This window comes from Ensifer sp. ENS08, assembly GCF_014852195.1.
Classification (GTDB): Bacteria; Pseudomonadota; Alphaproteobacteria; order Rhizobiales; family Rhizobiaceae; genus Ensifer; species Ensifer adhaerens.
The window spans coordinates 88,310-107,518 of the sequence record NZ_JACVBF010000014.1; the positions used below are offsets into that span (position 1 = coordinate 88,310).

17 protein-coding genes are annotated in these 19,209 nt (G+C 63.9%); 10 read left to right on the top strand and 7 right to left on the bottom strand.

The genetic code is table 11. The features are described 5' to 3' along the window. Window positions 1-49 precede the first annotated feature (49 nt). From IB272_RS24990 to IB272_RS25000, 3 genes are all read left to right on the top strand, one after another. Entirely contained in the window at window positions 50-1,048 is a 999-nt protein-coding gene (locus IB272_RS24990) for a glycosyltransferase (protein WP_112772091.1), read from the top strand. After that, window positions 1,048-3,210, top strand: coding sequence for a glycoside hydrolase (locus tag IB272_RS24995; protein WP_192445403.1), 2,163 nt, complete (start codon window positions 1,048-1,050; stop codon window positions 3,208-3,210). The genes IB272_RS24990 and IB272_RS24995 overlap by 1 nt, the downstream gene beginning before the upstream one ends. An 83-nt stretch (window positions 3,211-3,293) precedes the next feature. After that, complete coding sequence (locus IB272_RS25000; protein ID WP_034799235.1) at window positions 3,294-3,713, top strand: CBS domain-containing protein; 420 nt, start codon at window positions 3,294-3,296, stop codon at window positions 3,711-3,713. 63 nt (window positions 3,714-3,776) lie between these two features. Here IB272_RS25000 and IB272_RS25005 read toward each other — a convergent pair whose 3' ends face one another. From IB272_RS25005 to IB272_RS25030, 6 genes are all read right to left on the bottom strand, one after another. Next, entirely contained in the window at window positions 3,777-4,484 is a 708-nt protein-coding gene (locus tag IB272_RS25005; protein WP_192445314.1) for an OmpW family protein, read from the bottom strand. Window positions 4,485-4,676: 192 nt separating this feature from the next. After that, window positions 4,677-5,423, bottom strand: coding sequence for an ABC transporter ATP-binding protein (locus IB272_RS25010; protein ID WP_192445404.1), 747 nt, complete (start codon window positions 5,421-5,423; stop codon window positions 4,677-4,679). Continuing rightward, window positions 5,417-6,226, bottom strand: coding sequence for an ABC transporter ATP-binding protein (locus IB272_RS25015; protein WP_192445316.1), 810 nt, complete (start codon window positions 6,224-6,226; stop codon window positions 5,417-5,419). Before IB272_RS25015 ends, IB272_RS25010 begins: the two co-directional genes overlap by 7 nt. After that, the gene (locus tag IB272_RS25020; RefSeq protein ID WP_060521747.1) at window positions 6,223-7,074 is read right to left on the bottom strand and encodes an ABC transporter permease; all 852 of its coding nucleotides are present in this window, start codon (window positions 7,072-7,074) and stop codon (window positions 6,223-6,225) included. The genes IB272_RS25015 and IB272_RS25020 overlap by 4 nt, the downstream gene beginning before the upstream one ends. Next, on the bottom strand, window positions 7,071-8,036 hold the full coding sequence (locus tag IB272_RS25025; RefSeq protein ID WP_192445405.1) for an ABC transporter permease: 966 nt from the start codon (window positions 8,034-8,036) through the stop codon (window positions 7,071-7,073). The genes IB272_RS25020 and IB272_RS25025 overlap by 4 nt, the downstream gene beginning before the upstream one ends. Window positions 8,037-8,255: 219 nt before the next feature. Further along, the gene (locus tag IB272_RS25030; protein ID WP_090295978.1) at window positions 8,256-9,800 is read right to left on the bottom strand and encodes an ABC transporter substrate-binding protein; all 1,545 of its coding nucleotides are present in this window, start codon (window positions 9,798-9,800) and stop codon (window positions 8,256-8,258) included. Window positions 9,801-10,234: 434 nt separating this feature from the next. Between IB272_RS25030 and IB272_RS25035 the strand changes: the two genes are divergently transcribed. The 7 genes from IB272_RS25035 (at window position 10,235) to IB272_RS25065 (ending at window position 17,773) form a co-directional block, all read left to right on the top strand. Further along, window positions 10,235-11,314 (top strand): LacI family DNA-binding transcriptional regulator, encoded by a 1,080-nt coding sequence (locus IB272_RS25035; protein ID WP_192445318.1) that lies wholly within the window; start codon window positions 10,235-10,237, stop codon window positions 11,312-11,314. Next, window positions 11,311-12,333, top strand: a complete 1,023-nt coding sequence (locus IB272_RS25040; RefSeq protein ID WP_192445320.1) for an ABC transporter substrate-binding protein — start codon at window positions 11,311-11,313, stop codon at window positions 12,331-12,333. The genes IB272_RS25035 and IB272_RS25040 overlap by 4 nt, the downstream gene beginning before the upstream one ends. 104 nt (window positions 12,334-12,437) lie before the next feature. Further along, window positions 12,438-13,265: an ABC transporter permease gene (locus tag IB272_RS25045; protein WP_034799251.1), complete on the top strand. Its 828-nt coding sequence runs from the start codon at window positions 12,438-12,440 to the stop codon at window positions 13,263-13,265. Beyond that, entirely contained in the window at window positions 13,262-14,041 is a 780-nt protein-coding gene (locus IB272_RS25050; protein WP_058323510.1) for an ABC transporter permease, read from the top strand. The genes IB272_RS25045 and IB272_RS25050 overlap by 4 nt, the downstream gene beginning before the upstream one ends. Next, window positions 14,034-15,062: an ABC transporter ATP-binding protein gene (locus IB272_RS25055; protein WP_060521736.1), complete on the top strand. Its 1,029-nt coding sequence runs from the start codon at window positions 14,034-14,036 to the stop codon at window positions 15,060-15,062. The genes IB272_RS25050 and IB272_RS25055 overlap by 8 nt, the downstream gene beginning before the upstream one ends. A gap of 6 nt (window positions 15,063-15,068) precedes the next feature. Then, complete coding sequence (locus IB272_RS25060) at window positions 15,069-15,989, top strand: nucleoside hydrolase (RefSeq protein WP_034799255.1); 921 nt, start codon at window positions 15,069-15,071, stop codon at window positions 15,987-15,989. Continuing rightward, window positions 15,986-17,773 carry an adenine deaminase C-terminal domain-containing protein gene (locus IB272_RS25065; RefSeq protein ID WP_192445322.1) on the top strand — a complete coding sequence of 596 codons (1,788 nt, stop codon included), beginning with the start codon at window positions 15,986-15,988 and terminating at the stop codon, window positions 17,771-17,773. Before IB272_RS25060 ends, IB272_RS25065 begins: the two co-directional genes overlap by 4 nt. Before the next feature lie 136 nt (window positions 17,774-17,909). Here IB272_RS25065 and IB272_RS25070 read toward each other — a convergent pair whose 3' ends face one another. Further along, window positions 17,910-19,085, bottom strand: a complete 1,176-nt coding sequence (locus IB272_RS25070) for a M20 aminoacylase family protein (RefSeq protein WP_192445324.1) — start codon at window positions 19,083-19,085, stop codon at window positions 17,910-17,912. Between the last annotated feature and the right edge of the window lie 124 nt (window positions 19,086-19,209).

A 19,209-nucleotide genomic window follows, 5' to 3' on the forward strand; every position in this document is an offset into this window, starting at 1 on the left:
TCGGCGGCAACCGGAGCAGGCCTGCGCTCCGTCGAGACTGGGGGATCGCGTGGCAGTATCCGTCATCATCAAGACGCTGAACGAAGAAAAGCGCATCGCCGCGACCATTGAAAGCGCGCTGAAGGCGCTCGAAACCGTTGGCGGCGAGGTCATCGTCGCCGATAGCGGCTCCAGGGACAGGACGGTGGAGATCGCCTCGCGCTATCCGGTCGTGATCGCACAGATCAGCCCGCCGGCACTTCCGAGCTGCGGCATCGGCCCGCAACTCGGCTTCCAATACTCGCGCCACGCGCATATCTGCCTGCTCGACGGCGACATGTTGCTGGACGACGATTTCCTCGAAGTGGCGGAAGCGTTCCTCGCCGAAGACCCCGAAGTGGCTGGTGTCACCGGCCATGTCCAGGAGATGCTGACCTCAAACCTCGAATTCTCCCGCCGGGTCACACGCAATTCACCAGAAAACCGGATCGGCGCGATCGACCGCATGAATGGGGGCGGCCTCTATCGCCGGGCGGCGATCGAGGCGGTCGGTTACCTGTCGGACCGTAATCTGCACGGCTATGAGGAGTTCGACCTCGGCATCCGGCTCAGAAGTGCCGGCTTTAAGCTGCATCGCCTCGACCGACGCTTCGTCCAGCATTTCGGCCACACTGACAATTCCTATCGCCTGCTCGTGCGCCGCTGGAAGAGCAAGTATCTGTTCGGCATCGGAGAACTGCTGCGCGCCTCGCTCGGCCAGCCCTATTTCCTCCAGCTCGTCAGAGAGCTGCCGGAGCTCAAGCTTTGGGCGCTGGTCTATCTCTGGTGGGCGTCGTCGCTTGCGATCCTGCTGTTCGTGCCCGATAAACTCCTTGCGCTCGGCATCGTTCTTGCGATCCTTGCCGGCGTGGTCGGGCTGATGAGCCTGCGCAAAGGCGGTTTCAGCATGGGGCTTTATACCGTCGTCGCCTGGTTCTTCCATGCAGCGGCGCTGCCGGTCGGCTTCTTCCGGGCGCGCCGAAAGCCTGACGCGCCGATCGAAAGCAAGCTGCTCGGGGCCCCGGCATGATGCGGCGGCCATTGCTGGTAGCCGCGGCAGCGCTTGCTGCTGTCTGCTCGCCGGCGCAGGCATCGGACCAGTGGCTTGCCGTGCGGGAAATTTCCCTCGAGTTCGAGGCTGGCAGCCCTCTCGATTTTTCGTCTTTCCTGCCGAACGGCACGATCGATGCGGATCACCGCCTGGTCGCCGGTGCCGGCGGGCGGCTTGCCTTCGCGAAGTCGCCGGACAAGCCGGAGCGCATGCTCTGCGCATCGCTTGCCTGGAGCCCAGCCTCCGGCGGGTTTCCAGATCACGAAACGGCTGACCGCTACGCCCGACAGCTGGCGATGCGCGGCTACAATCTCGCCCGGCTGCATTTCGTTGATGGCAGCCTGATGTTCGGCCGGGACCGCGACTTCGATTTCGACCCCGAGACGCTCGACCGTGTCCACTACCTGCTGGCGGCGCTGAAGAAGAACGGCATCTACTGGATGATGGACGGCCTCTCGTCGCTGCGCGGCGTTTATGGCGGTTTTGACGATCGCTGGGACGATGGCGGTAACCTCAAGCTCGAGCTGTTTGTCGACGAGCGGGCGTTCGACCACTGGAAGCGCATGCAGGAGATGATCCTCGGGCGCGTGAACCCCTACACGGGCGTGGCGCCAATCCGCGACGATGCGCTGGCGGTCGTCATTCTCGCCAACGAGAACGGGATGGAGTTCGACACCGTCGTGCACGATCGGCCGGGCAAGCCGCCCTATGATCCGCAGCTTGCCAAGCCGTTCAACGTGTGGCTCGCCAAACGCTACGGATCGACCGAGGCGCTTGCCAAGGCGTGGCCTGACCTCCGCCCGGACGAGACGATCGAGGCGAGATCCGTGGCGCTGCCGGCGGACCGCTACGTCCCTGCTCCGCGGCTGCGCGACCTGCAGGCCTTCTTCACCGAGACGGAAGAGGCCACGACCGCGCGCATGAGCGAGGTGCTCCGCAGGCTCGGCTACCGCGGCTTGATCAGCAACTACAACAACTGGCCGACGGTGCAGGCGTCGCTCAGCCGCCGCGGCCTCGAAGCCGTGACCATGAATACATATCACGACTGGGTCAGCGGCTACGCCCCGGGAAGCAAGACGACGCAGGTCAGCTCGATCGCCGACGGTGTTAATTATATCCGCATGATCGCGGCAACGCGCTGGCTCGATCGGCCGTTCCTCGTCAGCGAATACGATCATCTGTTCTGGAACCGCTACCGCTACGAGGCCGGGCTGGCGATGCCGGCCTATGCGGCGCTGCAAGGCTGGGACGCGCTTTGCCGACATGGCCATGGCCCGATCGTTCTTTCCTACGGCGAGCCGTTCCCGCACAAGAAGGCGATGCTGCCTTATGCCATCGCGCTCGATCCCGTCGCGCGCGCCGGCGAGACGCTGTCGGCGCTTCTCTACCGCCGCGGCGACGTGGCGACCTCAGCCGTCACCGTCCCGTTTGCGGTACGTGGCGAGGAGGATCTTTCCGACGACATGCAGGCCCGCGAACCGGAACGCCTGACGGACCTGGCGTTGGTCGGGCGGATCGGTCTTGAACTGAACCGGCTCGGCGATGTGCCGGCGGTGAAGCAACCGCGCCAGCAAGACAGCGAAGGGATACTCGGCAGCCTGCGCCAAAGCGGCGCGCTTTCTGATGAAAACGGTACCAGCATCGATACCGGCATTTACCAGAGCAGCACCGGCGAGATCCTGTTGAACCGCTTTGCCGGACAATTGCGCGTCGTCACCGACAAAACGGAGGCAGCCGCCTTCTCGACGCTGCGAGAGCCGATCGATCTCGGCCTGCTCAGGGTCGAGCGGGCCGATGGCAATGGGCTCGTTGCGCTCTCGGCGCTCGATGCGGATGGAGGGCTCGCAAGGGGCCGGCACCTACTGCTGATCTTTGCGACCGATGCACAAAACACCGGCATGGCGTTTCGCGACACCGAGGAGAAGGTGATCGAGGACTTTGGGCGGCTGCCGGTTCGGCTGCGTGAAGGCTATGTCGATCTGACGTTGGCGCGAACCGCAAAGAACTGGAGCGTTTCGCCCGTGGGCCTCGACGGCAAGGTGCATGCGCCGGTAGCGCAAGGCACGGGCGACGTCGCCTTCCGGCTCTCCAACAATGGGCCCTTCGGCCCAACCACCTATTTCCTCCTCGAATTGCGGTAAGGAGTGGCGCGGCACATCGCTGGATCAATGAATGGCCACGATGTCAGTCTATGCTCCGCCCCTTTCACGTACAGGAGGTTGAGATGAGAATATCGGAAGCCATGCATCCCGGCGCTCGCTGGATCTCTCCCGAAACCGATCTGAAGACAATCGCGCGTATCATGCGCGACGAGGACATCGGTGCGCTGCCGGTCGGCGAAAACGACCGCCTGATCGGCATGGTCACGGACCGCGACATTGCCTTGCGCGCCTTTGCCAACGGGCGGGACCCGGCGTCGATGACGGCGCGGGACGTGATGACGAGGGATATCGTCTATTGCCGCACGGACGAGACGATCGAACATGCCGTTCATCTGATGGAGGCCAAGCAGGTGCGGCGTCTGCCGGTGATCGACCAGGACAAGCGCATGGTCGGTATGCTGTCGCTGGGGGACGTCTCCCATGCGGGCAGCCAGCAATTGTCGGGCGAACTCGCCAGAGCCGTCACGGCCCACCACGTCTAAGGTCGGGCTCTACAGGGTGCGGCGCCTTTAAGAGGGCGCCGCAAGCCGTTTCGTTTGGGGCCATCAGAACCGGTAGCTGATACCGGTGCCGATCAGCCACGGATCGAGCTTGACCTTGCCGCTGACAGCACCGGCGCCGGGCAGGGTGGCGTTGACCTCCGGTTCCAGGAACAGCTTCTTCACGTCGAAGTTCAGGCCCCAGTGGTCGTCGAGCTTGATGTCGACGCCCGCCTGCAGCGCCACGCCAAAGGTGTTCTTCAGGTTGAAGCTGGAGAAATCGCCGCGGGGCCTCTCGTTGTAGAACATCGTGTAGTTCACGCCTGCGCCGACATAGGGCTTGATCTCGTCGGTGACGTTGAAGTGGTACTGTAGCGTGAGCGTCGGTGGCAGCAGCCAGGCCTTGCCGATCTCGCCGAGGCCGGCGATCGAGCCGCTGCCGCGTGCCGTGTGTGGCGTCGTGCCGAGGATCAGTTCGGCGGCGATGTTGTCGGTGAAGAAATAGGTGATGTCGAGTTCCGGCACCACGGAATTGCTGACGCCGACCTTTTCGCCGTCGAGCGCGCTGCCGTTGAGATAGAGCGTGCCCTTGTCGTCAGGCAGGACAGCCAGTGCGCGGCCGCGGATCATCCACGGGCCTGGCTCGCTTGCGAGAGGCATTTCTGGTGCCGCGACCGCGCCCGGCTCGGAGAGATCTGCCGCCGTCGCGAGCGCGAGCGGCGCCGCAAGCGCGGCGAAAAGGACGGCAGATGGCAGAATGGCGCGAGTAGGCATGATTTTCCGGACCCCCAGAAGAAGTTGAACATCGCCGGTCAGGGCGTTGGCGGCAGGGATTCTGCGGCCGACGGCACTATGCTCAACAGGGCGTCTCAGCGGTTGTCTTGGATCAATGCGCGCGCGAATCACCAAGCCCTTGGGGATAAAGGTGGATTCGGCTGAAGATGCGATATCCGCGCCAATCCCCTGTCAGGCGGGCATGCGCGGAATGCTGGCAAGAAGACGCTGTGTGTATGGGTGCTTCGGGGCGGCCAAAATGTCGCGGGTCTTGCCGCTCTCGACCACCTTGCCGCGCTCCAGAATGACCATCTCCTCGCAGAGGGCCGCGACGACGCCGAGATCGTGCGAGACGAAAACCAGCGTCAGCTTCTCGGCGAGTGTCTTGAACAGCTCGACGATGCGGATGCGGGTGGAAAGGTCGAGCGCGCTGACCGCCTCGTCGGCGAGTACGATCTGCGGTCGCGCGACGATGGCGCGGGCAATGGCAATGCGCTGGCGCTGGCCGCCGGAAAACTCGTGCGGGTAGCGGTGGAGTGCATCGGCAGGAAGCCCGACCGCTTCGAGCGCCGCGGTGACCGCCCGCGTCCGGTCACCCGGGATCCGCAGCGACCGCAGCGGCTCGCCGATAATGTCGATCACTCGCTGGCGCGGGTCGAGAGAGGAATAGGGGTCCTGGAAAACCGGCTGCACGGCACGGCGATAGCGCTGCATGAAGGCGCTGCTGCCGGTGTCGAGGATCTCCTCGCCGAAGCGAATGCTACCGCTCGTCGGGCGAATGAGCCCGAGCATCAGTCGCAGCAGCGTCGTCTTGCCCGATCCGGATTCGCCGACGAGACCGACGCTCACTCCCGGTCGCACCGATATCGAGACGTTGTCGAGGGTGGTCTGCTGGCGGGAATAGCCGAAGCTGACGTTTTGAAGATCGAGCATCATGATCCGGTTGCTCCCAGCGCTTCGTCGAAGAGACGGGCGGCCTCGACCAGCGTCTTGGTATAGTCGTGCTGCGGCTTGCCGAAGACCGAGCCGACCAGTCCCTCCTCGACAGCGATACCGTTCTTCAGCACGAGGACGCGCTCCACCACCTGGGCAACCACGGGCAGGTCGTGGCTGATGAACAGAAGCGCCATGCCGGTCTCGCGCACCAGCTGGTCCAGCAGCTTCAGGATCTCCGCCTGGGTCGTGACGTCGAGCGCGGTCGTCGGCTCGTCGGCAATCAGGAGCTTCGGGCGGCAGGCGAGCGCCATGGCGATGGCGACGCGCTGGCGCTGGCCGCCGGACACTTCGTGCGGGTAGGAATTGATGATGCGGTCGGGCTGCGGCAACGCCACCTTGTCGATGAGGTCGCGGACTTCGCGTTGGACCGCCTCCTTCGTTGCCTTGCCGCCGTCCCGTTCCAGACGCCGGCGAACGGGCTCGGCGATCTGTCGGCCAATCTTCATCAGCGGATCGAGCGCGGTCAGCGGCTCCTGGAAGACGACCGCTGCGGCCACGCCGCGCAGCCGGTTCATCACCCGATCTGTGGCGCCGACCACCTGTTGCCCGTCGAGCGTGATCGAGCCGGCGACAGTGATCGACGGCGGCAGCAGGCCGGTCGCTGCCATTGCCGTCATCGATTTGCCGGAACCGGACTCACCGATCAGGCCGATGCGTTCGCCGGGCCGGATTGAGAGGGAAAGGTCAGAGACCAGCGGCTTGTCGCCGGCGCGGATGTCGAGACCCTTGATGTCGAGAAGCGTCATCGCGATCTCCCCCGTGTCGGATCGGCGATATCGCGCAGGCCGTCGGCTAGGAGGTTCATGCCGATGACGAGTGCGACGAGGGCGATGCCCGGCGCGATCGCGCCGATCGGCGCCGTATAGACGGTCCCTTGCGCTTCCTGCAGTAGCCGTCCCCAGGAGGCGTTCGGGGGCGGCGCACCGAGCCCGAGATAGGAGAGCGACGCCTCGGCGATAACGGCCAGGCCGAACTGCAGGGCGAAGTTGACCGAGAGCGTCGGCCAGATGTTGGGAAGCACATGGCGGAAGACGACTCCGGCCCAGGAGGTTCCCGATGTGCGCGAGGCGACGATGTAATCCTGCCGCAGCACCCGCTTGGCAAGGATGCGGGTCAGCCGCGCGACGATCGCCGAGATGGCAAGCCCGAGTGCCAGGATCGCCGACCAGAGACTGGCGCTGTCGCTTGCCGCCACCACCAGCATGGCAAGCAGCAGGGTCGGAAAGGCGATCAGGATATCGAGCGTCGCGGCCATCACGTCGTCGGCAAGGCGCGTGGCGAAGGCTGCGAGAACGCCGAGGCTGACGCCGATCGCAGCCCCGATCACAACCGCACCCGTGCCGACCAGCAGCGCTGTGCGGGCGCCGATCATCAGCTGGGTAAGCAGGTCGCGGCCCAAGCGGTCAGTGCCGAGCCAGTGCAAAAGCGACGGCGCTTCCAGTCGTCCGCCTGAGGCGTTCAATGGATCATAGGGCGTCCAGAAGAGCGTCAGTACCGCAACGGCGACGTTGAGGCCGACGAGCGCAAGGCCGACGGTAAGCGCCAGCGAGCGCCGGCGCTTCGGCGCAGAAACGGATGTACCGATCGAGGTCATGCGTTGCCTCCGACGGCCCGTTCGCGCAGGCGTGGATCGATCAGCCGTTGGGTGAGGTCGGCGGCAAAGCCGATCAGCAGCACCAGCAGGGTGGAGATGAACAGCACGCCCTGAACGTTCGGATAGTCGCGCTGCTCGATCGCAAGCAGCAGCATCGAGCCAAGGCCCGGCAGCGCGAAGACGCGCTCGACGACGACCGCGCCGAGCAAGGTCGTCGCAAGCTCGATGCCGAGGATGGAAACGATCGGCACGGCGCCATTGCGGATGCCGTGGCGAATGAGCGCTTCGGGGAAGCTGGCGCCGAGGGCGCGCGCCGTTCGCAAGTAATCGCTACCGAGAACGTCCTGCGTCGCCGAGCGCACATAGCGCAGCAGTGACGCGCCCATGACGAGGCCGATCGTCATGACGGGCAGGGCGAGCGCATAGAGCACCTGCCCCTCATTCTGCCAGCCGCGGCGGGGAAAGCCGCCCGAAGGGAACAGCCGGAAGGTGACGGCGAACAGCGTGACCAGCAGAATGCCGACCCAGAAGACGGGGATGGCGATGCCGAGCTGCGAAACTGTCGAGATCAGTCCGCCATACCAGCGATCGGCCTTGACGGCTGAGAGGATGCCGAGCGGAACGGCGAACAGGATAGCGAGCACAAAACCCATCAGCGCCAACGGCACGGTGACCGTCAACCGCGCGGCGATCTCCTCGATCACCGGCTTGCCGCTGACGAAGGACGTGCCGAGATCGAGGCGGGCGAGGCTGCCGGCAAAGCGCAGAAACTGCTGCCAGAGCGGCAGGTTCGAGCCGACCTGTTCACGGGCCTTCTCGATCTGCACGGCATCGGCGCCGACCGAGAGAAGCGCATTGGCGGGGTCGCCCGGCAAAAGGCGCAACAGCACGAACAGCACCACCGCTGCGATCAGCAGCGACAGAAGCAGAATGGCAAAGCGGCGGACGAGATAGGTGAGAATGGCTGCATTCCTTTCTTCTCACGGGATCCGTGATCAGAGAGCTGGCTTTTGCACCAAAAAGAAGAGGGAGGCTAGAGCGTCTCTCGTCTTTGGGAGTGCCTGTGGAAGGCCTGAGAGGTGCCCGGACGAATCGGCGCGAAACGCAATCAGCCCCCGGAACGGATCCAGGGGCTGTCGTTTACGCATCCGGCGCGGATGCGCGCCGGATGGCGATGCCGCTTACTGCTCGCTCTTCTTGATGCCGAAGGCGAAGAACTGCGAGTTCAGGCCGTTCACGGGATAACCGGTGACGGCCGAGCTCGAGACGACGATCTGCGGGTAGAGGTAGAGCCAGTTGCTGGCGGCATCCTCGGCGATGATCGTGTTGGCTTCCTTGAGCTTGGCGGTCTGCTCGTCGGTGTTGGCCGCTGCCTCCGACGCTTTGATCAGGTCGACGACTTTGGGATTGTTGTAGCCCCAGTAGAAGTCCGGATTGCCGTAGAAGACGATGTCGCGGTGATTGACGTGCTCCTGCAAAGTCGCCTGGAAGTCATGCGCCTTGTAGACCTTCGTGTACCACTCGTTGGCGGTGATCACGTTGATCTCGACCTTGATGTTGACCTTGGCGAGTTCGCTCTGGATGAACTGGGCGACGATCGGATGAGGGTCGTAGTTCGGCGTGTCGAGCTTGAAGGTGAAGCCATCGGCAAAGCCCGCTTCCTTCAGCAGCGCCTTGGCGCTCTCGACGTCATAGGCATCGACGGCGGTGAGGTCCACGTACCAGGGGTCCGTCGGCGGAACGAAGGAGCCGATCAGCGTGCCGTATTCGCCCCAGATCGACGTCAGCAGCTTCTTGTCGTCGATGGCGCGGGCGATCGCTTTGCGGACCTTGACGTTGTCGAAGGGGGCGACGCGGTCGTTGAAGGCGAGCAGTTCCTTGGTCGTCGACTGGCCGGCGGTGACGGTGAAGTCAGGATTGTCCTTGAACTGGGCGATCGAGTCCGGGCTCTGGACGCTGGTGATGATGTCGACGGCGCCGGTCAGGAGCGCATTGTTGAGCGCGGTCGCGTCGGTGAAGTACTGGAAGACGACTTCGCCATTGGTCGGCGCGGTCCCCCAGTATTTGTCGTTGCGGATCAGGGCCAGCGACGAGCCGCGGCGCCATTCGTCGAGGCGGTAGGGGCCCGTGCCATCTTCGCTGGCGTTCAGGTCCTTGGCCGCATCGTTGACGATCCAGACATAGCTCAGATTGTAGGGCAGCGAGATCGAGCGGGCAGACAGCTTGACCACCACCGTCTGGTCATCGGGCGCCTCGATGGCGCTGATGGTTGCAAGGCTCTTCTTGCGCGAGCTCTTGGATTGCTCTGCCGTCACGCGTTCGATGCTGTACTTGACGTCTGTCGCCGTCAGCGGATCGCCGGAGTGGAAGGTGACGCCGGGGCGAAGCTTGAAAGTGTAGGTGAGGCCATCGTCGCTGACGCTCTGCTCGGCCACGAGACCCGGCTGAACGTCGCCGGCATCGGTCAGCGTGAACAGCGCTTCATAGACATTGCCGTTGAAGGCTTCGTTGATGCCCTGGCCGGCGCCGGCGGTGTTGTCGAGGTTCTGCGGCTCATAGAGCGAGCCGATGGTGATCGAGGCATTGGGATCGAATTTCGCGTCCTCGGCAAGAACGGCCGTGCTCGACGAAAGAGCCAGCGCCAGCGTGGTGGCTGCCAAGGTTGCGCCGCGCGCCCGGCGGGTTTGCCCCGCGGTCTTGCCAAAGCCGATGATAGTGCCAGTCATGTCCCAAACTCCTGCTTATGCCTGTTGTGCGGATCGCACCGCCGCCCGAATTCTAGCCATCGGACGATTGCCGTGCATCATACTTATTCCCTAGTAATTTAGTGGGAAAATTGATTTCTTTTGTCAGGCGAAGTTGAAATTTGTACCCGCGATTGCGGCGGTTGGGCAGATGCGTGTTTCGCTTTTCATCGCTCGGTGTCGGCGGAGATATATCAGGCAGACTTTGGACGGCCCGTTGGCGCTTGAGGAATTGACGTGAACTCCTTCCGCTGATTGTGAACGCCAGGCGCCAAGCGGAAATCGATTGTCGTTCGCAAATCTTTTCCCTCGAAAATTGCAAAATGCAACGAGTCGACAAAAGGATTCGACAGTCGGGAGATTCTGATATATCGGCTGATTAATCGTTTAATCACGCGATGGCGGAAACCACTGATTTGGCGCGTTCCGGACCAAAACTGACGAGGATTGCCAGAACGCTGGGCGTCTCCGCGGCGACGGTTTCAAACGCGCTCTCGGGCAAGGGGCGCGTCTCCGCCGAGATGGTGGAAAAGATCCGCGCGACCGCTGCCGAGCTCGGCTATGTGCCGAGCCAGGCGGGCAGGGCGCTGCGCACCGGCCGCACGGGTGTTCTCGGCCTCGTGCTTCCCGATATCGCCAATCCGCTCTTCCCGCAGATCGCCCAGGCAATCGAGCTTGCGGCTTCGTCCTCGGGCTATGGCGTGCTGATCGCCGACTCGCGCGGCGACGTCTCGACCCAGACCAAGGCGATCGAGCGCCTGATCGATCGCGACGTTGATGGCCTGGTGATCGTGCCCAGGCGCGGCACGCGCATTGCCGATGTCGGCTGTCCGGTCGCTGTCATCGATACGCCCTCGACGCCGGGCAACACGGTCGCCGCCGACCATTGGGGTGGCGGCCGGCAGATTGGCGAACACCTCAAGGCTCTCGGCCACCGCCGCGTGCTGATCATCGGCAACAATCCCGCCTCGAACGTGCAGAACGACCGCGCCGGCGGTATTCGCTCGGTCTTCGGCGAGGGCACCCATACCGATACGCTCTGGATCGAGCCGTTGGAAAAGGCGGCCGGCAAGGGCTGTCCGCTCGGCCTCGCCGATAAGGTGGCGGAAGGCTACACGGCCTTTGCTTGCATCTCCGATCTCCATGCGCTGCGCGCGCTCACCGAGCTGCAGCGCGCCGGCATCAACGTGCCGGAAAAGGCGAGTGTCACCGGGTTCGACGACCTGATCTGGTCGCCGGTCATCACGCCCGCGCTGACGACCGCGCGCATGGACATGACCAAGATCGCGGCGATCGCCGTCGCAGCGCTCGTGAAGGCGATCAGCGAGCGCGACCCGTCCGATCCCGCGATCGGCGCACCGGTTACGGCGGCGACCTGCAAGGTGCCGATGCATCTGGTCGTCCGGCAATCGGCCGCGGCACCGCCCGCGTCTCAACCCGTTCTTACCACTGCCACCGCAGCTACATCCGTCACCGAAGGAGGACACCAGCCATGAAGAAGTTCTTGCTTGCCTCGAGCGCGCTCTTGCTCGTTACCGCCCCTGTCGCATCCGCTCAGGAAAAGACGCTCACCATTTCCGTCTACGGCTTTGCCCAGGACGCATTCAAGGAACTGGTCTACACCCCGTTCGAACAGAAGTGCGGCTGCAAGCTCGTCGTCGAAACCGGCAACAGCGTCGAGCGCCTCGCCAAGATGGAAGCCAACAAGGCGAGCCCGGTCGTCGACATGGCCGTCGTCTCGATGGCCGACGCGCTTTCGGCCACCCGCGCCGATCTCATCGAAAAGATCGACACCTCGAAGCTCCAGAACTTCAACAAGCTCTACGACCTCGCCAAGGACCCGAACGGCGACGGCATGAGCGTCGGCTACACCTTCTATGCCACCTCGATCGTCTATCGCTCGGACAAGATGGAAGTGAACTCCTGGGCCGATCTCCTGAGCGACAAGAACGCCAGCCACGTCGCCTTCCCGAACGTCACCACCAACCAGGGCCCGCCGGCGCTCTACATGGTCGGCGAAGCCATCGGCAAGAACACGCCTGACCTCAAGGAAGCGATTGCCGCCGTCGGCGCCAAGAAGGACGATATCGTCACCTTCTACGTCAAGTCCTCCCAGCTCGTTCAGCTGATGCAGCAGGAAGAAATCTGGGCCGCTCCGATCGGTCGCTTCTCCTGGGAAGGTTTCACCAAGCTCGGCCTGCCGATCAAGTGGGCAACGCCCAAGGAAGGCCAGACCGGCGGCATGAACGTCATGGTGCTGACCAAGGGCAGCAAGAACCAGGACCTGGCGCTTCAGTTCATGGACTTCTGGCTCTCGACCGAAATCCAGACCGCGCTTGCCGAAAAGCTGGTCGACAGCCCGGCCAACAAGGAGGTGAAGGTTTCGCCCGAGATCGCCGAAAACCTCACCTACGGCGAAGAGACCGTGAAGAACCTGAAGCTGATCCCGTCGGCCGTTGCCCTCGACAACCGCGAAGCGTGGCTGTCGGAGTGGAACGCCCAGGTCGGCCAGTAAGACCAAGCCATTGCGACCTCCACCGGCGGATCGTGATCGCCGGTGGAGACCTGATGCGACGGGCGCGATGAGACGCGCCCAGGAATGCCTTGAAAGGAAGAAGGATGTTCCAGAACCGCGCCGAAGCCCTGGCGCTCGCTCTGCCCGCAGCGGTCTTTGCGGCGATCGTCTTTCTGGCGCCAGTGGTGATCCTGCTGGCGGAAGGCTTTCGCAGCGCCGACAGCTGGTCGCTGTCGGCCTATACGACCTTCTTTTCCGATCCGCTGAACCGCACCGTCTTCCTACGCACCTTCCGGCTCGGCCTGATGGTTACCGTCGTTTCGGCGGTCATCGGCTATGCCGCCGCCTTTGCGATCGTCAATCTGACGCCGCGCAGCAAGGGACAGATGATCGGCCTTGTCGTGCTGCCGCTGATGATCTCGTCGGTTGCCCGCACCTATGCCTGGATCGTCATTCTCGGCCGCACCGGCATCGTCAACCAGGCGCTCCAGTTTGTCGGCCTCTCGGATGAGCCGATCCGCTTCCTCTTTACCGAGACCGCCGTGTTCATCGGTCTCTTGCAGCTTTTCCTGCCGCTGATGATCCTGTCGCTGATCAGCGCGCTTGAAAACATGCCGAAGGATGCGATCCCGGCTGCCCGCGTACTCGGCGCCAACTGGTTCCAGGTGTTTTTCAAGGTGATCCTGCCGCTCACCAAGGAGGGCCTTGTTATTGGTGGTACCCTGGTCTTCACCGGCTCGCTCACCGCCTACATCACGCCGGCGATCCTCGGCGGCTCCAAGGTGCTGATGCTCGAAACGCTGCTCTATCAGCGCGTCACCGTCGCCAACGATTTCGTCGCGGCCAGCGTCATCGCCTTCATCCTGATCGTCATGAGCTTTGCCGCCAATCTTCTTTTGAAACGGCTTGCCACCGCGAGGAACAAGCGATGACACCCCGCGTCTTTTCACCCCTCGTCCTCTTCCTGGTGATCGGCTTCCTGATCGGGCCGTTCTTCATCATCGTCGCCGCGTCGCTCTCCGGCGGCGAGACGCTGGCCTTCCCGCCGCAGGGCTTCTCGCTCAAGTGGGTCGCCAAGGTGTTCACGGTCGAGAGCTTCCAGGAAAGTTTCGCGATCTCGATGCTGCTGGCGATCGGCGGAACGGCGGCCGCTCTCGTGCTCGGCGTTCCCGCCTCCTACGCCCTGTCGCGCTACAAGCTGCCGTTTGGCGAAACCATCCGCACGATCGTGTCGCTGCCAATCATCGTGCCCGGTATCATCGTCGGCCTGGCGCTCTTGCGTTACATCGTTGTGCCCTTTGGCCTCAACATCACGCTGACGCTGTTTCTCGCCCACACCGCGCTGGTTCTGCCCTATGCGGTACGGGTCGTCTCGGCGAGCCTCAACAACCTGCGCTCCGATATCGAGGAGGCGGCTGTGCTGCTCGGCTCCTCGCGCGCCGGCGCCTTCTTCCGCGTGGTGATGCCGAACATCCGCAGCGGCATCCTCGCCGCCTTCATCCTCGGCTTCGTCACGAGCTTCAACCAGGTGCCGGTATCGCTCTTCCTCTCCGGCCCGGGCGTGCGCACGCTGCCGATCGACATGCTCTCCTACATGGAGATCACTTACGATCCGTCGGTCGCCGCCCTCTCCGCGCTGCTCGCCTTCATGTCCATCGGCATCGTCTTTCTTGCCGAACGCTTCCTGGGATTCTCTCGCTATGTCTGACGCCCCCTTCCTCAGCCTTGAAAAACTGACGCTCGCCTATGGCGATACCGTTGCGGTGAAGGACCTCGACCTTTCGATCCGCAAGGGCGAACTGGTGGCCTTCCTTGGGCCCTCCGGTTGCGGCAAGACGACGACGATGCGCTCGATCGCCGGCCTGCTGTCGCCCGCGTCCGGCGCGATCAAGCTCGATGGTGCCGACATCACCCGCGTGTCCGCCAACAAGCGCTCGGTCGGCCTGGTCTTCCAGTCCTATGCGCTGTTTCCGCACCTGACCGTGTTCGAAAACGTCGCCTTCGGCCTGCGGCTGAAGAAGCTGCCGGCCAACGAGATCGAGAGCAAGGTGACCGCCGGTCTCAAGTCGGTCGGGCTTTCGAAGTTTTCCGCCCGCAAGCCGGGCGAACTCTCCGGTGGCCAGCAGCAGCGTGTCGCGCTGGCGCGTTCCATGGTCATGGAGCCGAAGGTGCTGCTGCTCGACGAGCCGCTGTCGAACCTCGACGCTCGTCTGCGCCTCGAAATGCGCACGGAACTGCAGCGGGTCCAGAAGGAAACCGGCGTCACGATGATCTTCGTCACCCACGACCAGGGCGAGGCCCTGTCGCTGGCGGACCGCATCGTCGTCATGCTGAACGGCGCGATCGAGCAGATCGGCACGCCCGAGGATATCTACAACCGCCCGATCTCGCGCTTCGTCGCCGACTTCGTCGGTTTCGAAAACATCTTTGCCGTCGAGGGCGGCAAGCTGAAGGCCGAGAACGGCCCGATCGATCTTTCCGGATCCCTGCCGCCTGACACGGCAGGGCTTGCGTGGCGTCCGCGCATGGTGACCCTTGGTTCAGGTCCTTTCCAAGGCACCGTGCGCGGAGCCTCTTTCTCCGGCAGCACGCGCGAGTACCTGCTCGATACGCCGCTCGGCGCCATCAAGGCGGAAGAGGATGCAGCACTTGCAGCCCGTGAAACCGGTTCTGCCATTGCCTTCGACCTGCCGGTCGAGAAGGCCGCACGCCTCAAGAAGTTCGGGTAAGGTCCGATGGGTGTCTGGATCGATACGGACATGGGGTTCGACGACATTGCCGCAGTGCTTGTCGTCCTTCATGCCGGTGAAGAGATCGACGGCGTTTCGCTGGTTTTCGGTAACACGCCGCTTGACCAGGTGAAGCGCAACGCTGCCGGCGCCGCGCGCGCTTTCGGCTGGGCTTTCCCCATCCATGAGGGGCGCGCCCTGCCGGTGCTCGGCAAGCTCGAAACTGCCGAACGCATCCTTGGCGAAGCCGGCATGCCGACAGCGGGATTGACGCTGCCGGAGGCCGACGCCTTGCCGGTAAGCGACGCCTTTGCGGCACTTTGCGCCTGGCTGGAGCAGGAGGGGCCGAAGCGGATTCTGGCGCTCGGGCCGCTCACCAATCTCGCTGCCCTTTGCCTTGCCCGTCCGGACTTGGCGAGCCGGATCACCGACCTCACCTGGATGGGGGGCGGCGTCACCAGCGGCAACCATACGGCATCTGCCGAATTCAACGCCTTCGCCGATCCGGAAGCGCTGGCGATCGTGATCGCTCATGGCCTGCCGCTGCGCATGGTCGATCTCGATCTCTGCCGCAAGGTCTTTGCCTACCCCGATGACGTCGCGCCGATCCGCTCGGCGGGTGGCGTCCATGCCGCCCTCATCGCCGATCTGCTTGCCGGCTTCATTTCGATCGGCACCAGCCGCGGTCGGCCGGGCATGGCGATCTACGACCCTTGCGCTGCCGTTGCCTTCGTCAATCCGGGCGCAATCTCGTTTCGCAAGGCGCGCATCGATGTCGAACTCGGAGGGACGCTGGCCCGCGGGCGCACCGTCGTCGAAACGCGCGAAAGCCATGCGATCTTCAATGCCGAATATGCCGTCGATGCCCATGTCGAGACGACCAGGGCTCAGATCCTGGGCGCTTTGATGAAGGAAGCGCAGAAGTGAGTTCCATAGAGCAGCCTCAGGACTTGATGGATGCGGCGCTCCGTAGCCGGGCAGTGGCGGCAGCGCGTGGTGCTGAACCGTTCGACGTTCTGATTTCGGGCGGTACGCTCGTCGACGTGGTGACGGGCGAGCTTCGCCCGGCCGATATCGGCCTTGTTGGATCGTTGATCGCAAGTGTCCACGAACCGGGCACGCGCTCCGATGCGGCAACCATGATCGATGCGACGGGCGCTTACGTTTCGCCCGGTCTGATCGACACCCATATGCACGTCGAAAGCTCGATGGTGACGCCGGCGACCTATGCCAATGCGGTGCTGCCGCGTGGCGTGACGACCGTCGTCTGGGATCCGCATGAGTTCGGTAATGTCAACGGTGTGGCCGGCGTGCGCTGGGCCGCAAACGCCAGTCGCGATCTGCCGCTGCGCACGGTGCTGCTGGCACCGTCGAGCGTGCCGTCAGCACCCGGCCTGGAGCTGGCCGGTGCCGATTTCGACGCTGATGTGATCGCCGGCATTTTGAGCTGGCCGGAAATCGGTGGCATCGCCGAAATGATGAACATGCGCGGCGTCATCGACGGTGAGGCGCGCATCACCGGGATCGTTCAGGCGGGGCTTGCCGCCGGCAAGCCAGTCAATGGCCATGCGCGCAGCCTTGCGGGGTCTGATCTCCAGGCCTTCGTGACCGCCGGCGTCAGCTCCGACCATGAGCTCGTTTCCGGCGACGATCTGCTGGCAAAACTCAGGGCAGGGCTTTCGATCGAACTGCGCGGCTCGCACGATCACCTGCTGCCGGAATTCGTCAAAACGATCAAGGCTCTGGGCCATCTTCCTCAGACGGTAACGCTCTGCACCGACGACGTTTTCCCGGACGATCTTGCCCATTCCGGCGGCCTCGACGACGTCGTTCGCCGGCTGGTGCGCTATGGCCTGCCCGCCGAATGGGCGCTTCGGGCGGCAACGCTGAATGGCGCCGTGCGCCAGGGGCGCAACGACCTTGGGCTTGTTGCGCCAGGGCGTCGGGCGGACATCGTGATCTTCGAAGATCTCGCTGATTTCCGTGCGCGCACGGTCATCGTCGACGGCAAGACGATTGCAGACGCCGGACGGATGATCGAGCCGCTCAGCGGCATCGCCGCCGAGACCCTGCGCGGCACGATGAAGATCGCGCCGCTGTCGGAGAACGATTTCCGCATTCCAGCAGATGGCACGAAGGTCCGCGTCGCGACCATCGACCGGCCGCGTTTTACCCAATGGGGCGATGCCGTTGCCGCGGTCGAGGGCGGCTTCGTCGTTCCGCCCGAGGGGACGACTCTGATCGCCGTGGCGCATCGTCACGGGCGCGCCGACAGCCGACCGGCTGTTGGACTGTTGTCGAGTTGGGGCGCCTGGCGCGGCGCCTTTGCAACCACGGTATCGCATGACAGCCACAACCTCACGGTTTTCGGCGGCAATGCGCAGGATATGGCGGTCGCCGCCAACGCGGTGATTGCTGCCGGTGGCGGCATGGCCGTTGTGTCCGGCGGCAAGGTCGATGCACTCCTGCCTCTGCCGCTCGCGGGGCTGGTCTCCGGGGAGCCGCTGGAAGAGGTGGCGGATAGTTTTGCAGCACTTCGCGAAGCAGTCGGCCGCATCGTCGATTGGCAGCCGCCTTACCTGGTCTTCAAGGCCTGCTTCGGCGCGACGCTCGCCTGCAACGCCGGACCGCACCAGACCGATCGCGGCATTGCCGACGTGGCGACGGGCAAGGTCATGGAAAGCCCGATCCTGGAGATCCTTGAAGCCTGACATTCAAAGGCCGCTAAGGCAGAGCGGCCTTTGAAGTCCAACGTCATTTTCGTATGACAGCTTGCCTCGCCCTTCAAGCGCAGGTTCTAAATCCTTGAGATCGCACGCTCCCGCCTGCTTCTTCGCGATGCAAGCGTTACTCGGCGCGTGCCAGTTCCTGCTCCACGAGGGTCGACCAGAAGGTGGCGCCCGGACCGATCGCGTCGTCGTTGAAATCATAGGCAGTGTTGTGGTGCAGCGCGCCGTCGACGGCGGGGCCGTTGCCGAGCCAGACGTAACAGCCGGGCGCTTCCAGCCCGAAGAAGGCGAAATCGTCGCCGGCGGTCGACGGTGGAAATGACGTCCGGGTCTTCTTGCCGAACACCGCCTGAGCGGCGCTCAACGCCCGAGCAGTGGCATCGGCGTCGTTGACGACGGGCGGAATGCGGCGTTCGAATTCGTAGTCAACGGAAATCCCATACATCTCGGCGGTACCACGCGCGAGCCGGCCGATCTCCGTTTCGAGCTGATCGCGCACTTCGGGCGTATAGGCGCGGGCCGTGCCGCCGATTTCCACCATATCGGGGATGACGTTGAGCGCCTTCGGGTCGCCGGCGCGCACGGAACAGGCGCTGACGACGGCTGGCTGTAAGGGATCGACGACGCGGCCGACGATCGACTGCAGCGAGGCAAGGAAGGTGCCGGCGGCCGTCACCGGATCGCGGCCGAGATGCGGCTTGGCGCCATGGGTGCCGACGCCGCGAAAGGTGAGCCGCCAGCTATCCGAAGAGGCAAGCTGCGGACCGGCGACGACGGCCATTTCGTCCGGGTCAAGGCCCGGCATGTTGTGCAGGCCATAGACGGCGTCGCAGGGGAAAAGTTCAAAGAGGCCGTCTTCGACCATGCGTTTCGCACCGCCACGCCCTTCCTCGGCCGGCTGGAAGATGAAGTGCACCGTGCCGGAGAAATTACGGGTCTTCGACAGATGGCGGGCGGCGCCGAGCAACATGGTGGTGTGACCATCATGACCGCAGGCATGCATCTTTCCGGCCTCGCGGGATTTGTAGGGACGGTCGGCGATCTCCGGCATGGCGAGCGCGTCCATATCGGCGCGAAGGCCGATCGAGCGTGTGCCGTTGCTGACCTGCAGCGTGCCGACGACGCCGGTTTTTCCCAAGCCTCGGTGGACCTTTAGACCCGCTTCCTCAAGCCACTTGGCAACGAGATCGCTGGTGCGTACCTCCTCGAAGCCGAGTTCCGGATGGGCATGCAGGTCGCGACGGAAGTCGGTGAGGAAGGTGAGGTCGTCGGCTATTCCGTCTGGCAGGCGCATCGTCAGGCATTCCCATGTTTCATTGCGCGAAGGGCTTGTGAATTCCGCGTGCTTTGCTTGAGCCGCAGCGCCCTTTCGGTTTGATCGAAGTCGCAAACGGTATAGACGAAAACGGCCGGAACCA

Excerpts from the sequence above, each read along its gene's own strand:
- IB272_RS25005 (WP_192445314.1), bottom strand. The coding sequence starts at position 4,484 with ATGCCTACTCGCGCCATTCTGCCATCTGCCGTCCTTTTCGCCGCGCTT.
- IB272_RS25050 (WP_058323510.1), top strand. The coding sequence starts at position 13,262 with ATGACACCCCGCGTCTTTTCACCCCTCGTCCTCTTCCTGGTGATCGGC.
- IB272_RS25060 (WP_034799255.1), top strand. The coding sequence starts at position 15,069 with ATGGGTGTCTGGATCGATACGGACATGGGGTTCGACGACATTGCCGCA.
- IB272_RS25015 (WP_192445316.1), bottom strand. The coding sequence starts at position 6,226 with ATGACGCTTCTCGACATCAAGGGTCTCGACATCCGCGCCGGCGACAAG.
- IB272_RS25000 (WP_034799235.1), top strand. The coding sequence starts at position 3,294 with ATGAGAATATCGGAAGCCATGCATCCCGGCGCTCGCTGGATCTCTCCC.
- IB272_RS25070 (WP_192445324.1), bottom strand. The coding sequence starts at position 19,085 with ATGCGCCTGCCAGACGGAATAGCCGACGACCTCACCTTCCTCACCGAC.
- IB272_RS25055 (WP_060521736.1), top strand. The coding sequence starts at position 14,034 with ATGTCTGACGCCCCCTTCCTCAGCCTTGAAAAACTGACGCTCGCCTAT.
- IB272_RS25020 (WP_060521747.1), bottom strand. The coding sequence starts at position 7,074 with ATGACCTCGATCGGTACATCCGTTTCTGCGCCGAAGCGCCGGCGCTCG.
- IB272_RS24995 (WP_192445403.1), top strand. The coding sequence starts at position 1,048 with ATGCGGCGGCCATTGCTGGTAGCCGCGGCAGCGCTTGCTGCTGTCTGC.
- IB272_RS25030 (WP_090295978.1), bottom strand. The coding sequence starts at position 9,800 with ATGACTGGCACTATCATCGGCTTTGGCAAGACCGCGGGGCAAACCCGC.
- IB272_RS25045 (WP_034799251.1), top strand. The coding sequence starts at position 12,438 with ATGTTCCAGAACCGCGCCGAAGCCCTGGCGCTCGCTCTGCCCGCAGCG.
- IB272_RS25040 (WP_192445320.1), top strand. The coding sequence starts at position 11,311 with ATGAAGAAGTTCTTGCTTGCCTCGAGCGCGCTCTTGCTCGTTACCGCC.